This window comes from Ralstonia sp. R-29 (genome assembly GCF_049913345.1).
Lineage (GTDB): Bacteria > Pseudomonadota > Gammaproteobacteria > Burkholderiales > Burkholderiaceae > Ralstonia.
The window spans coordinates 1,128,939-1,143,558 of record NZ_CP184377.1 but is presented as its reverse complement, the minus strand read 5'-3'; the positions used below and the strand labels follow the sequence as shown (position 1 = coordinate 1,143,558).

13 protein-coding genes are annotated in these 14,620 nt (G+C 62.8%); all 13 read right to left on the bottom strand.

Translation table 11 applies throughout. From position 1 onward, the window contains the following. Window positions 1–5: 5 nt before the first annotated feature. Window positions 6–2,876 (bottom strand): FimV/HubP family polar landmark-like protein TapV, encoded by a 2,871-nt coding sequence (tapV, locus tag ACN9M1_RS05405; protein ID WP_426398045.1) that lies wholly within the window; start codon window positions 2,874–2,876, stop codon window positions 6–8. Window positions 2,877–3,276: 400 nt separating this feature from the next. Further along, the gene (gene asd, locus ACN9M1_RS05400; protein ID WP_426398043.1) at window positions 3,277–4,380 is read right to left on the bottom strand and encodes an aspartate-semialdehyde dehydrogenase; all 1,104 of its coding nucleotides are present in this window, start codon (window positions 4,378–4,380) and stop codon (window positions 3,277–3,279) included. Window positions 4,381–4,461: 81 nt separating this feature from the next. Beyond that, on the bottom strand, window positions 4,462–4,629 hold the full coding sequence (locus ACN9M1_RS05395; RefSeq protein ID WP_426398041.1) for a hypothetical protein: 168 nt from the start codon (window positions 4,627–4,629) through the stop codon (window positions 4,462–4,464). A 79-nt stretch (window positions 4,630–4,708) separates the two neighbouring features. Then, complete coding sequence (gene leuB, locus ACN9M1_RS05390) at window positions 4,709–5,779, bottom strand: 3-isopropylmalate dehydrogenase (RefSeq protein ID WP_426398039.1); 1,071 nt, start codon at window positions 5,777–5,779, stop codon at window positions 4,709–4,711. Window positions 5,780–5,808: 29 nt separating this feature from the next. Continuing rightward, window positions 5,809–6,459 carry a 3-isopropylmalate dehydratase small subunit gene (gene leuD / locus ACN9M1_RS05385; RefSeq protein WP_426398037.1) on the bottom strand — a complete coding sequence of 217 codons (651 nt, stop codon included), beginning with the start codon at window positions 6,457–6,459 and terminating at the stop codon, window positions 5,809–5,811. A 23-nt stretch (window positions 6,460–6,482) separates the two neighbouring features. Next, window positions 6,483–7,892, bottom strand: coding sequence for a 3-isopropylmalate dehydratase large subunit (gene leuC / locus ACN9M1_RS05380; RefSeq protein ID WP_426398036.1), 1,410 nt, complete (start codon window positions 7,890–7,892; stop codon window positions 6,483–6,485). 222 nt (window positions 7,893–8,114) lie between these two features. Next, window positions 8,115–9,416: a citrate synthase gene (gene gltA, locus ACN9M1_RS05375; RefSeq protein WP_426398035.1), complete on the bottom strand. Its 1,302-nt coding sequence runs from the start codon at window positions 9,414–9,416 to the stop codon at window positions 8,115–8,117. A gap of 138 nt (window positions 9,417–9,554) precedes the next feature. Continuing rightward, on the bottom strand, window positions 9,555–9,842 hold the full coding sequence (locus tag ACN9M1_RS05370) for a succinate dehydrogenase assembly factor 2 (protein WP_426398033.1): 288 nt from the start codon (window positions 9,840–9,842) through the stop codon (window positions 9,555–9,557). Between the two features lie 70 nt (window positions 9,843–9,912). After that, window positions 9,913–10,614 (bottom strand): succinate dehydrogenase iron-sulfur subunit, encoded by a 702-nt coding sequence (locus ACN9M1_RS05365; protein ID WP_426398032.1) that lies wholly within the window; start codon window positions 10,612–10,614, stop codon window positions 9,913–9,915. A gap of 18 nt (window positions 10,615–10,632) precedes the next feature. Beyond that, on the bottom strand, window positions 10,633–12,411 hold the full coding sequence (sdhA, locus tag ACN9M1_RS05360) for a succinate dehydrogenase flavoprotein subunit (protein WP_426398030.1): 1,779 nt from the start codon (window positions 12,409–12,411) through the stop codon (window positions 10,633–10,635). Between the two features lie 3 nt (window positions 12,412–12,414). Next, a complete protein-coding gene (gene sdhD / locus ACN9M1_RS05355) occupies window positions 12,415–12,780 on the bottom strand; it encodes a succinate dehydrogenase, hydrophobic membrane anchor protein (RefSeq protein ID WP_426398028.1) in 366 nt (121 codons plus the stop codon). Window positions 12,781–12,790: 10 nt separating this feature from the next. After that, window positions 12,791–13,201, bottom strand: coding sequence for a succinate dehydrogenase, cytochrome b556 subunit (gene sdhC, locus ACN9M1_RS05350; protein WP_426398026.1), 411 nt, complete (start codon window positions 13,199–13,201; stop codon window positions 12,791–12,793). A gap of 260 nt (window positions 13,202–13,461) precedes the next feature. Beyond that, window positions 13,462–14,274 carry a GntR family transcriptional regulator gene (locus ACN9M1_RS05345; RefSeq protein WP_426398024.1) on the bottom strand — a complete coding sequence of 271 codons (813 nt, stop codon included), beginning with the start codon at window positions 14,272–14,274 and terminating at the stop codon, window positions 13,462–13,464. Window positions 14,275–14,620: the final 346 nt, after the last annotated feature.

The following is a 14,620-nucleotide window of genomic DNA, read 5'->3' as shown; positions in this document are numbered from 1 at the left end:
GTGCGTCAGCCGATCTGGCGCATCAGCGCTTGAGCCTCGGCGTGGAACGACGGGTCGCCCAGGTCCAGCACTTCCTGCAGCAGTTCGCGTGCGCCTTCCTTATCACCGATTTCGATATAAGCCTTGGCCAGATCGAACTTGATCTGCAGATCGCGCACGCCATCGGCGCCATGCTCGCCGGACAGCGTGTGCGGCAGGTTGGTGTCCAGGCGGATGGCCGATTGCGGCTCGTCATTGATCTCGTGCGCCGGCTCGGCGTGATGCGCTTCTTCTTCGAAGTGCATCGGCGCTTGCGACGGATCGGTCGGCTGGGCCCACGACGGCAGGCTTTCTTCGGCAGCCGCTGCAGGCGCGGCCGGAGCAGCTTCTGCGGCAGGCGGCGTCGGGTTCAGGTCCAGCGACAGATCCGACAAGTCCATATGCAGCGGCGGCGCGGACACCGGCTGATAGGCCTCACCAGCATGCGCGTTGAACTGCGGCAGCTCAGCAGCCGGTTCGGCGTGCTTGAATATGTCGGCCGCCTCGTCCGGTGCGGTAATCGGCTCACCCGCGACCGGCGCCGGGAACGACTCCAACGGCAGTTCGAGATCGGCCAGCTGCGGGGCCTTGGTCGACGGAGCCGACGGGTCCAGGTCCGGGGACAGCGTCGTCCAGTCGTCTGCACGGCGGGTGGTCTCACCCGTCACAGTCGGCTGGAACGCTTCGGCTGCGGCCACTGCGCCAACACCCGCCAGCGCGGCTGCGGCGGCTGCCGTACCAGCATGATCGTGCGCGGCGGGAGCCTCAGCGGCCGGATGTGCATCACCCTGCACCGTCAGATAGAGCGGATTGGCAGGGTCAAACTTGCGGCCCATCGCTGCAGCTTCCGCCCATTCCGACGAGCCCGCACCCACCTGCGCCAGCATTTCTTCTGCAACGGTCTGGAAGCCGTGTGCGTCCTGGCGATTTGCGTAAATTTCCATCAACTTCAAACGAATGGCTTGGCGCTCGGGGTGTTGCTCCAGCGCCTCGCGCAAAATTTCCTCGGCCTGCACGTCGCGGCCATAGGCGATATAGACATCGGCTTCAGCGATCGGGTCGACTTCGTTGCTCTCGTTGCCGCCGCCGATGCGGAAATCCGCACCGAACACGCTGTGCTGCGAGGTATCAACGCTCTGCCCGCCCGCGGCGCCGAACAACGAGTTGGCGCCGGCCATCACCGTGCTTTCCTGAGACAGCAGGCTGTCCTGGAAGCCATGCGGCTGTTCCGGCTTCTGCTGGCGGCGGCGAATAACGGCCAGCGCGCCCAGACCAGCGACCAACAGGCCACCCAGGCCCAGTGCCATCGGGTTACCCAGCAGCGACGAGAAGAACGACTCTTCCTCGATCGGCGGCTGCGGCGCCACGACGACCGGCGCCTTCTTCGGCGCAGCGGCCGGAGCGGATGCCGCTGCCACCGGTGCGCTGGCAGCTGCCGTAGCGACAGGCGTCGAAGCCGATGCAGCCTCCGGCGAGGACGCTGCTGCGGTTGCCGACGAAGCCGGCGCCGCGGCAGCCGTTTCTGCTGGAGCCGGAGCGGCCGACGCTTGGGCCGGTGCCGGTGCAGCCGCAGACGGCGCGGGTGCCGGTGCGTTGGCCGCAGCCACAGCCGGGGCAGCCGCCGACGGCGCTGCGCCTGCTGCCGGCTTAGCGGCGTTCGCTGCCTTGGCCAACTCGGCGTTCTTCAGCTCCACTAGGCGCTGCATGTCGGCGAGGTTCTTCTCCAACTGTGCAACGCGCGATTCCATGTCCTTGAGCGCACGCTCCTTGGCAACGAGCTCCTCGTCACGCGCGGCAGCATTGGCCTTGCCGGCGCGATCCGCCTTCGACAAGCGCAGTTCGTCGCGCCCGCTGGCAGCCGGCGTGGCTTGATCCTGCACGCGCGCCGAAACGCTGCCGCTCTGCTGGCGAGCCGAATCGGTATCCGTGGCAGCGTTGGCTTCCGCTGCCGTTGCCAAGCGATTGCGGTAACCGGCAAAACCGGACGTTTGAGCGACCACCTCGCGACGGGCTTCACGCGGCGACGTTTTCTGCGCCTCCGCCTGCGACGGCACCTTCAGCACCGAACCGGTACGCAGCCGATTGATGTTGCCGCCAATGAACGCGTTCGGGTTATTGCGGTACAGCGCCAACAGCATCTGGTCGAGCGACACGGCATCCTGGCCTTGTGCGGCCGTCGATGCGATGTCGTACAGGCTGTCGCCGCGCTGTACGGTATACGAACCGCCTGGGGCCGCGTTCGGTGCGGCCGCTGCTGCGGCAGGTGCAGCCTGCTGCGGACGTGCCGCCTGGCGAGCCGGACGTGCCGGCGCTGCAGCCGCTTGGGATTGCGTCGCGGGCGAAGAAGCGGTTTCTGCTGCGCCCGGCGTGGTGGCCTGCACCACCGGCGTCGGCGCAAAGTTCTGCGGGCTGTTGCGGGAGCCGACCGGATCCAGCAGGAACGTGTAGGCGCGCGAAACGTGGCCGCTCGCCCAGTTCAAATCCACCAGGACATCGACAAACGGCTCAGCGACCGGCTGGGTGGAGCGCAAGCGCACCACGTAATTGCCGTCCGACTGACGCACCAAGGAGGCGCGCAGCGAAGACACGATCGGGTTATATGTCAGGCCGGCACGCGCGTAAGCGTCGGGAGCGGCCAGTTTGGCAACCAGATTCTGCGCCTCCTCAGCCGTCACGCCGGTCAGGTCGATATCGGCCTGAAGCGGCTGGCCGAGGCTGGAACGCACGTGCAGCGCGCCGAAGCCGGCCGCCTGCGCAGCGGGCTGGATCAGCAGCAGACTCGCCGCGGCAAACGCGACGGCCGACCAGCTAGGACTGCGATGGGACGATTCTCTCCGGCGGTATTGGCTCACCCTCACCTTCGACTCCGTTATCTTGTAATGTGCAAACGAACTTAACATCAACGAGTTAGCGCAGCAAGTTCACTCAAAAGGTGAAAAGCTGGGATAAGAACCGCCGTCAATTTTTATCAAAACGACACAATTGGCGAGATTCTGAAGCACCCGACGTACCCCCCGGATTGCGCGTGCCTCAACGTGGCGCTAACTCTTCCCCGTATCCGTCCACCCCACGAACGGGGGGACAGTTTCCATGCGGTAATTCTGGCCGCTATTGTGTACCAACGTTACAAGCCGTGGGCATTCAGATGGCACAACGCCGCGCAGGCCGCGCGGCGTTGGTCCAAAAAGCCCACTTTCTGTTGTCAGCTTGCAACGACGAGCGCCGAAGCCCGCCCCGACAACGAAAGCAAACCCAGCATCACTTACCCAGCAGGATGCGCAGTGTACGACGCAGCGGCTCGGCAGCGCCCCACAGGAGTTGATCGCCAATCACGAAGGCGCTCACATATTCCGGGCCCATGTTCAGCTTGCGCACCCGGCCCACGCCAATCTGCAGACCACCGGTGATGGAAGCCGGCGTCAATTCCTTCTCGGTGATGCTGCGGTCGTTCGGCACCCACTTCACCCACGGGTTGCCCGAGCGGATGATTTGCTCGATCTCTTCGAGCGGCAGGTCGCGCTTGAGCTTGAGCGTCAGGCCCAGGCTGTGGCAGCGCATCGCGCCGATACGCACGCACAGGCCGTCCACGGGAATCGTCTGCGCCGTACCCAGAATCTTGTTGACCTCGGCCTGGCCCTTCCACTCTTCCTTCGACTGGCCGTTGTCGAGCTGCTTGTCGATCCAGGGGATCAGACCGCCAGCCAGCGGTGCTGGGAAGAACTCGGTCGGCACGTCTTCGCGGATGGTCTTGGCGACCTTGCGGTCGATGTCCAGGATGGCGGACGCCGGGTTGGCCAGCTCATCAGCCACGGCGTTGTGAATCACGCCCATGCCCTTGAGCAGTTCGCGCATGTGGTTGGCACCACCGCCCGAAGCGGCCTGGTAGGTCATCGAGCTGACCCACTCGACCAGGCCTTCGCGGAACAGGCCGCCCACGCCCATCAGCAGGATGGAGTTCGTGCAGTTGCCGCCGATGAAATTCTTGGTGCCGGCCGCCACCGCGTTCTTGATGAGCGACAGGTTGACCGGGTCCAGCACGATCACGGCGTCGTCTTCCATGCGCAGGGTCGACGCAGCGTCGATCCAGTAGCCGTTCCAGCCGGCAGCACGCAGCTTCGGGAAGACTTCAGTCGTGTAGTCACCGCCCTGGCACGTGATGATCGTGTCGCAGGCCTTCAGGGCTTCGATGTCGTTGGCGTCGGCCAGGGGCGCATCCGTCTTGGCGAATGCGGGCGCCTTGCCGCCGGCGTTGCTGGTGCTGAAAAACACGGTGTCGATCAGGTCGAAGTCCTTCTCTTCCTGCATGCGCTGCATCAGCACACTGCCGACCATGCCGCGCCAACCGACGAGACCTACCTTCATGATTGTGAACCTCTAGTGATTTTCCCCGCCTCGGTCGCCCGGCGTGACCGCGCGGGGAAGGCGAACGGGCACGACGGACGATCAGGAGATCGTTTTTTTGGTAATCGTTTTGATGGTCGTGCGAATCTCGACAGGCGTGATGCGAGCGCGAACGGCAGTGCCCTTGGCGGCGATCGCCAGGGTACCGAGAATGCCGAAGAGAAGCGCGGTCGAGATCATCTGCAAAAATATACACGATTTGGCGGACACACAACGCACCGCAACATGCGCCCGCTCAAAAAACGACGATTGCGGCGCCTCAAGTGACGGCGCCGCAACGCATTGTGATTTACAGCGCGGCTACCACAGCCTCGCCCATCTCAACCGTGCCGACCTGCTTACAGCCCGGCGTCAGGATGTCGCCCGTGCGATAGCCCTGGGCCAGCACCTTCTTGACGGCGGTTTCGATGCGGTCAGCCTGTTCGGCCTTGCCCAGCGAATAGCGCAGCATCATCGCCGCCGACAGGATCGTCGCCAGCGGGTTGGCCACGCCCTTGCCCGCGATGTCCGGCGCCGAACCGTGCGACGGCTCGTACAGGCCCTTGTTGTTCGCATCGAGCGACGCCGACGGCAACATGCCGATCGAGCCCGTCAGCATGGCTGCCTCGTCCGAGAGGATGTCGCCGAACATGTTGCCGGTGACGATCACATCGAAGTTCTTCGGCGCCTTGACGAGCTGCATGGCCGCGTTGTCGACGTACATGTGCGACAGCTCGACTTCCGGGTACTCCTTGTGCACATCGGTGACGATGTCCTTCCAGAACTGGAACGTCTCCAGCACGTTGGCCTTGTCGACGCTGCACAGCTTCTTGCCGCGCTTGGCGGCGGCTTGGAAGGCAACGTGCGCGATGCGGCGGATTTCCGGCTCGCTGTAGCGCATGGTGTCGAAACCTTCACGTGCACCGGCAAACAAGCCATCCGGCGCAGCACGCACACCGCGCGGCTGGCCGAAGTAGATGTCACCGGTCAGCTCGCGCACGATCAGGATGTCGAGGCCACCCACGATTTCAGGCTTCAGGCTCGATGCGCCGGCCAGTTCCGGATAGCAGATCGCAGGGCGGAAATTGGCGAACAGCTGCAGATGCTTGCGCAGGCCGAGGATGGCCTGCTCGGGGCGCAGTTCGCGCGCCAGCGTGTCGTACTTCCAGTCGCCCACGGCGCCGAACAGGATGGCGTCGGCCTCTTTAGCCAACTTGAGCGTGTCTTCCGGCAGCGGATGGCCCTTGGCCTCGTAGCCGGCGCCGCCCACCGGGGCGAACTCCATCTCGAACGACTCGCCCAGCGCGTTCAGCACCTTGACGGCCTCGGCGACGATTTCCTTGCCAATGCCGTCACCCGGCAACACTGCAATCTTGGTCATGTGGTTGTCCTTGTTGTTCTGGTGTCAGCTCAGCCGACGAGCTTGTGTGCGAGCCACGGCATCTTGGCCAAGCGCTGCGATTCGTAGGCCTTGATCTGGTCGGCGTAGCGCAGGGTCAAGCCGATGTCGTCAAAGCCGTTGAGCAGGCAGTACTTGCGGAACGCCGTGATGTCGAACGGATACGCCGTGCCACCCGGCGTGACGACGACCTGCTTGTCCAGGTCCACCGTCAACTGATAGCCGGGGAACGCCAGCGTCTCGTTGAACAGATGGTCGACTTGCGACTCTGTCAGCACGATCGGCAGCAGGCCGTTCTTGAAGCAGTTGTTGAAGAAGATGTCGGCAAAGCTCGGCGCGATGATGGCGCGGAAGCCGTATTGCTGCAGCGCCCACGGTGCGTGCTCACGCGAGCTGCCGCAGCCGAAGTTCTTGCGTGCCAGCAGCACCGATGCACCTTGATAGCGCGGCTGGTTCAGCACGAAATCCGGGTTCAGCGGGCGCTTGCTGTTGTCCTGGCCGGGTTCGCCGACGTCCTTGTAGCGCCACTCGTCGAACAGGTTCGGGCCAAAGCCCGTGCGCTTGATCGACTTGAGGAATTGCTTCGGGATGATGGCGTCAGTGTCGACGTTTTCGCGGTCGAGCGGAGCCACGAGGCCGGTGTGGATGGTGAATTGTTCCATGATTGCTCTCTCTATCCTGCCGCTCAAGCGAGCTTGCGCACGTCGACGAAGTGACCTTCCAGCGCAGCCGCAGCGGCCATCGCCGGGCTCACCAGATGGGTGCGGCCACCCGCGCCCTGACGGCCTTCGAAGTTGCGGTTGGACGTGGATGCGCAGCGCTCGCCCGGATCCAGGCGGTCGGCATTCATCGCCAGGCACATCGAGCAACCCGGCTCGCGCCATTCAAAACCTGCCGCCTTGAAAATCTTGTCGAGCCCTTCGCGCTCGGCCTGTTCCTTCACGAGGCCCGAGCCCGGCACGACCATCGCCAGCTTCACATTGGAGGCAATGCGCTTGCCCAGCTTCTGCACAACCCACGCGGCCGCGCGCATGTCTTCGATACGGCTGTTGGTGCACGAACCGATGAAGACCTTGTCGATGTTGATATCGCTGATGGCAACGTTCGGCTGCAGGCCCATGTATTCGAGCGCGCGCTCCATGGCGTTGCGCTTGTTCGGGTCCTTTTCCTTCTCGGGATCCGGCACGCGGTCTTCAATGCTGACCACCATTTCCGGCGACGTGCCCCAACTCACCTGCGGGCGAATGTCTTCAGCACGCAGTTCGACCACGTGGTCGAAGTGGGCGCCTTCGTCGGAATGCAGCGTGCGCCAGTATTGAACGGCCTGTTCCCATTCCACGCCCTGGGGCGCAAACGGACGGCCCTTGATGTATTCCAGCGTCACATCGTCCACAGCGACCATGCCAGCGCGAGCGCCTGCCTCGATCGCCATGTTGCACACGGTCATGCGCCCTTCCATCGACAGCGCGCGAATAGCCGAGCCGCCGAACTCCATGGCGTAGCCCGTGCCGCCCGCCGTGCCGATCTTGCCGATGATAGCAAGCACGATGTCCTTGGCGGTGCAACCGCGCGGCAGCGTGCCTTCCACCTTCACGAGCATGTTCTTGCTCTTCTTGGCGAGCAGCGTCTGCGTGGCCAGCACGTGCTCAACTTCCGACGTGCCGATACCGTGCGCCAGTGCGCCGAATGCGCCGTGCGTGCTGGTGTGCGAGTCACCGCAGACCACGGTCATGCCCGGCAGCGTCGCGCCCTGCTCCGGCCCGATCACGTGCACGATGCCCTGACGCTTATCGTTCATCTTGAATTGCGTGATGCCGTAGCTATCGCAGTTGGCATCGAGCGTATCGACCTGCAGCTTGGAGACCGGATCGGCAATGCCGTGCGAGCGATCCGTGGTCGGCACGTTGTGATCCGACACAGCCAGGTTGGCGCTGATGCGCCACACCGGACGCTGCGCAATCTTCAGGCCTTCAAACGCCTGCGGGCTCGTCACTTCGTGCAGCAGTTGACGATCGATGTAGAGCACGGTCGTGCCGTCGTCTTCGGTATGAACGACGTGGTCGTCCCAGAGTTTGTCGTAGAGCGTCTTGGCCATGATGCGATCCGTGCACAACGCACCTCAATTTTTGGATTCGAGGCGGCTGCGCGAGCAGTTTCGTGGGGAGTGATCGATTATGCCACCCGAGGCATTGCGCACCGGACGTGACTGACGAAAGGGGGTTTCGTCATTTCGCGAAAGCTCGCCCGGGCAATGTCCGGACAACAAAAAACCCCGCCGGTTTCCCTGGCGGGGTTCTTGTGAAGCGAACAGCCTGGCTTAGCGCTTGTCGATCGACGGCACTTCGCGCAAGGCGGCGCCATTGAACAGCTGGCGCGGACGGCCGATCTTGTATTCCGGATCGGTAATCATCTCTTCCCACTGCGCGATCCAGCCCACCGAGCGGGCCAGCGCGAAGATACAGGTGAACATCGACGACGGGATGCCCAGCGCGCGCTGCACGATACCCGAGTAGAAGTCGACGTTCGGGTACAGCTTGCGGCTGACGAAGTACTCGTCTTCCAGCGCGATCTTTTCCAGCTCCATGGCGAGCTTGAACAGCGGGTCGTTGTGCAGGCCCAGCTCGTTCAGCACTTCATGGCAGGTTTCGCGCATCAGCTTGGCGCGCGGGTCGTAGTTCTTGTAGACGCGGTGGCCAAAGCCCATCAGGCGCACGCCGCTGTTCTTGTCCTTGACCTGCTTGATGAACTCGGGAACCTTGTCCACCGAGCCGATCTCTTCCAGCATGTTCAGCGCCGCTTCGTTCGCACCGCCGTGCGCCGGGCCCCAGAGGCAGGCGATACCGGCAGCGATCGCGGCGATCGGGTTCGTACCCGACGAACCAGCCAGACGCACCGTCGACGTCGAAGCGTTCTGCTCGTGATCGGCGTGCAGGATGAAAATGCGGTCCAGAGCACGCTCCAGCACCGGGTTCACCTTGTAGTCTTCACACGGCGTGGCAAACATCATGCGCATGAAGTTGCCGGTGTACGACAGATTGTTCTGCGGGTAGATCAGCGGCTGGCCGATGTTGTACTTGTACGCCATGGCCACCAGCGTCGGCAGCTTGGCGATCAGGCGGATCTGCGAGATCTCGCGCTCACGCGGGTCGTTGATGTTGGCGGCATCCGGATAGAACGCGCTCATTGCACCAACCAGGCCCGTCAGCACGGCCATCGGGTGGGCGTCACGACGGAAACCGCGCAGGAAGAACTGCATCTGCTCGTGCACCATCGTGTGGTTCGTCACAACGTGGTCGAACTCTTCCTTCTGCTTGGCGTTCGGCAGTTCGCCCTTGAGCAGCAGGTAGCAGATTTCCAAGAAGTCGCACTTGCTGGCCAGATCATCGATGGCATAGCCGCGATACAGCAGCTCACCCTTGTCGCCGTCGATGTAGGTGATCTTGGAATTGCACGACGCGGTCGACATGAAGCCGGGGTCGTACGTGAACTTGCCCGTCTGGCCGTACAGCTTGCGAATGTCGATCACGTCGGGCCCGACCGTGCCCTTATAGATCGGCAACTCGACGCTGGGCGAGCCATCGGAAAACGATAGGGTGGCTTTCACTTCGGACGGCGTCATGTCGGTTTCCTTCTCTGCTGTTTATGAAAATGAAGTCGGGAGACTCCCGCCAGACGGATCGCGGAGTGCCCAGCGCCGCATTCGGGCGGCTGGACCCGCTGGATCGATTCGTCTTGCGGCAACCTCTCGGGCGCTGGTTCAGACCGAGCGCAGCAAGGTCAAGACGTGCTGGATGTGCGGCACGTCGAGCTCACCCTCCGGCTCCTTGCGTGCAAGCAGGAGGTCCATCAGGTCGTTGTCGGCCAACTCGAACAACTGCGAAAGTGCGGCAACGTCGTCATCTGACAGTTCCGTCTCGTAGCGGTTGAAGAAACGCTCGACGATGATGTCGTTCTCAAGCAAACCGCGCCGGGCACGCCAGCGCAAACGCGCGCGCTTGTGCGGATCGGACTGGTGAGAGAACGTCGGAGTATTCACAGCAATCATGCTTCTTAAATGTGTGTCGCCGGAAAACGGCGCCGGCGACACACGATGCCAAAGTGCGCTGACTCGCGGCTTACACCGCGCGGCGCACCATCAATTCCTTGATCTTGCCGATGGCCTTGGTCGGGTTCAGACCCTTCGGGCACACATCGACGCAGTTCATGATGGTGTGGCAGCGGAACAGGCGGTACGGATCTTCCAGGTTGTCCAGACGCTCGCTGGTGGCTTGGTCGCGGCTGTCGGCGATGAAACGATACGCCTGCAGCAGACCAGCCGGGCCGACGAACTTGTCCGGGTTCCACCAGAACGACGGGCACGACGTCGAGCAGCTCGCGCACAGAATGCACTCGTACAAGCCGTCGAGCTCTTCACGCTCTTCCGGCGACTGCAGACGCTCCTTCTCGGGCGGCGGTTCGTCGTTGATCAGGTACGGTTTGATCGAGTGGTACTGGTTGAAGAACTGCGTCATGTCGACGATCAGGTCACGCACCACGGGCAGGCCCGGCAGCGGACGCAGCACGATCTTCTCGGGCAGCTCGCGCATGTTGGTCAGGCAGGCCAGACCATTCTTGCCGTTGATGTTCATGGCGTCGGAGCCGCACACGCCTTCGCGGCACGAGCGACGGAACGCAATCGACTCGTCCAGCTTCTTCAGCTTGACCAGCGCGTCGAGCAGCATGCGCTCGTGACCGTCGAGTTCGACCTCGTAGGTCTGCATGCGGGGCGCCGCGTCCTGATCCGGATCGTAGCGATAGACTTCAAAAATACGCTTCATTTTTGTGGGTCCTTCCGGTTAGAACGTACGGGCCTTGGGCGGCACGCTTTCCACCGTCAACGGCTTCATCGTCACAGGCTTGTACTCCAGACGATTGCCTTCGCTGTAGTACAGCGTGTGCTTCATCCAGTTTTCGTCGTCGCGGTTCGGGAAATCGCTGTGGGCATGCGCACCACGCGATTCCTTGCGAGCCGCCGCCGACACCATCGTCGCCTTCGCCACTTCCACCAGGTTGGCCACTTCCAGCGCTTCAACGCGCGCGGTGTTGAACACCTTGGACTTGTCCTTCAGGTGGATGTTGGCGCCGCGCTCAGCCACTTCCATGATGCGCTGGACGCCTTCGTCCATCAGCGTCTGCGTGCGGAACACGCCGGCGTGCGACTGCATGTTGCGGCGGATGTCGTTGGCGACGTCCTGCGCGTACTCGCCCGAGGTCGACGAATCCAGCTTGGCCAGACGTTCCAGCGCGCGGTCGGCAGCATCGGCCGGCAGCGGCTTGTGCTCGCGGTTCTTCAGGTTCTGCGCAATGATGTGGTTGCCCGCCGAGCGGCCGAACACCACCAGGTCGAGCAGCGAGTTCGTACCCAGGCGGTTGGCGCCGTGCACCGACACGCACGAGCATTCGCCGATTGCGTAGAAGCCGTTGATGACTTCGTTCGGGCTGCCGTTCTTCGGCACCACGACCTGACCGTGATAGTTCGTCGGAATACCGCCCATCTGATAGTGGATGGTCGGCACAACCGGGATCGGTTCCTTGATCGCGTCGACGTTGGCGAACTTCAGGCCAATTTCGCGGATCGACGGCAGGCGCTTCATGATGGTCTCGGCACCGACGTGGGTCAGGTCGAGCAGCACGTAGTCGCCGTTCGGGCCGCAGCCACGGCCTTCCTTGATTTCCTGGTCCATCGAGCGCGACACGAAGTCACGCGGCGCCAGATCCTTCAGCGTCGGAGCGTAACGCTCCATGAAGCGCTCGCCATCCTTGTTACGCAGGATGCCGCCTTCGCCACGCACGCCTTCCGTGATCAGCACGCCCGCGCCGGCCACGCCGGTCGGGTGGAACTGCCAGAACTCCATGTCTTCCAGCGGCACGCCAGCGCGTGCTGCCATGCCCAGGCCGTCACCGGTGTTGATGAAGGCGTTGGTGGAAGCGGCGTAGATACGGCCTGCACCGCCCGTGGCGAACAGCGTCGTCTTGCCTTCGAGGATGTAGACCTCACCGGTTTCCATTTCCAGCGCGGTCACGCCCAGCACGTCGCCTTCCTGATCGCGGATCAGGTCCAGCGCCATCCACTCGGTGAAGAAGTGGGTCTTGGCACGCACGTTACGCTGATACAGCGTGTGCAGCAGCGCGTGGCCGGTACGGTCAGCGGCGGCGCAGGCACGCTGCACGGGCTTTTCACCGTAGTTCGACGTGTGGCCACCGAACGGACGCTGATAGATCGTGCCGTCCGCATTGCGGTCGAACGGCATGCCGAAGTGTTCCAGTTCATAGACCACGTTCGGCGCCTGGCGGCACATGAACTCGATCGCATCCTGGTCGCCGAGCCAGTCGGAGCCCTTGATGGTGTCGTAGAAGTGATAGTGCCAGTTGTCTTCGCTCATGTTGCCCAGCGAAGCACCGATACCACCCTGCGCCGCCACGGTGTGCGAGCGGGTGGGGAAAACCTTGGACAGCACGGCCACGGAGAGGCCGGCTTCAGCCAGCTGCAGCGATGCACGCATGCCCGAACCGCCCGCACCGACGATCACGACGTCGAATTTGCGGCGCGGCAGCCCAGTCTTGACTGCGACCATGTCTTAAACCCTCCAGAGAATCTGAGCTGCGTAGCCCGCACAACCGACGAGCCACAGAATCGTCAACACTTGCAGCGTCAAACGCACTGCCACGGGCTTCACGTAGTCCATCCAGATGTCACGCACGCCAATCCAGGCGTGATACGTGAGCGACACGAACGCCAGGAACGTCAGCATCTTCATCCACTGGTTGGCGAACAGCCCAGCCCAGCTTTGGTACGACGTGTCTTTCGACAGCAGGAACGAGACCAGCAGCACAACCGTGTAGACCGCCATGATCACGGCGGTGACGCGCTGCGCGAGGAAATCCTTCAGGCCATAGTGCGCGCCAACAACGAGGCGCTTGGGACCGATATTGTTATTTGCCATCAGACGCTCCTCAGAACAGGCCGAACAGCTTGGCGCCGAACACGACGGTCAGCAGCAGGCTGACAATCAGCACGCTCACGGCGGTCTTCGACGACGTGGTCTTGTCGATGCCGATATGCAGATCGAGGATCAGGTAACGGATGCCGGCACAGAAGTGGTGCAGGTACGCCCAGATGAGCGCGAGGACGACAACCTTGGCGAAGCCGTTGGACAGGATCGCCGAGAACTTGGCGAAACTGATTTCCGACGTGAGACTTTGTTCGAACAAATACAGCACGAACGGAAGAAGAAGGAACATCAGCGCACCGCTGGCACGGTGCAAGATGGATACCTTACCGGCCCAGGGCAAGCGATAGCGGGCGATGTCGCCGATACCGATGTTCCTGAATTCCGGCCTGGCTTTCTTGATGGCTTCTGCCATGGTCAGACCCCAATTGGCTAATCAACAAACAAAACAGCTTTGCACAAATCCGCGAGATTCTAGCGCGCTTTTGTTGCGCAGCGCACCAATAATTCCACTCGGTGCGCTCCACTTTTGTGCTTTCCGCCCTCGCCTGCCAGTGGCGTGACAGGGGGGCGATTCTCCTCTCTACATCCGCTTCGTGACGCGCAATACGTTGTTGCGCGCCGCACAAATCAACACGCCGCCCGGCCGCACGAAACAGGCCCGGCCGCGTGCGGTCAATTCAGTTCATTCTGGTAGTAATGCCGCGTCGTGACGTATAGGCCACGGCGCACCTCCACCGGCCTGTCGCCGAACGTGTGTGACACGCGTTCCACGGATAGCAGCGGAGAGCCCGCCGCCACCGACAACAACTCCGCCGTCGCCGCATCGGCCGCCACGGCGCGAAGGCGCTCGGTAGCACGCAGCATGCGCACACCGAATTCCGCCTCGAAGAACGCGTACATCGGGCCCTTCCACTCGGTCAGCTTTTCGGCGGTCAAGCCCTTGAAGCTCGCGCCCGGCAGCCAGATCTCTTCGAGCACCGTCGGCTCGCCGGAAAAGAACAGAACGCGACGAATCTGTACGACGCTGTCGCCGGCCTTGAGCTCAAGCAGGCGAGCGATCTCGGCGGGTGCGCGCATGCGCTTGCACTCGAGCACACGGCTGCTGGGGTAGTGCTGTTCGCCCTGCTCCGGCATCAGACGCAAGAAACGGAACTGCACGCCCTCTTCGTAGTGCGTGGTGACGAACGTGCCCTTGCCTTGCCGGCGCGCGACGAGGTTTTCGGCGGCCAATTCGTCGATCGCCTTGCGCACAGTCCCCTGGCTGACCTTGTAGCGGGCCGCCAATTCCATTTCGCTGGGGATCATTTCGCCGGGCTTCCATTCGCCGGCTTGCAGGCTTTGCAGGATCAGCGTCTTGATCTGCTGATACAACGGACTGAAGGTGGGTGAGCCCGCACCCGCACCTGCGGAGACAGGCGATACACCGCCCTCGCCGCCCGAAGACGGTGGCGCAACTGCGGATTGAGGGTTGGGCGTACTCGACATAACTGCCGATTTCACCACAAAAGCGGCGACCCCGTCCAGCCCGTTTATAGAATGTCTTATGTCTTATATAAGACAGAAGATTGATTGACTTCGAGGCGGCGCCCGGCCTACACTCGCGCCGATTCCGGACGACGGGCCCGCGCTTGCGGCGACCAGCACCAAGGTCAACCACAAGGGTGTTTCCACTTCGTCATGCGGACGCAGTAAACTGCGAGGCTCTTGCCGATTCTGAGCCGGCCGCTTACGAGGCGCCGACCGTTGCCGGCAATGCCTGCGAGGCTGCACCCACATCCCGCCAGGATGTCCGCCGCGCGCAGTGCGATCCGCCGCTTTTTTGATACCGCAC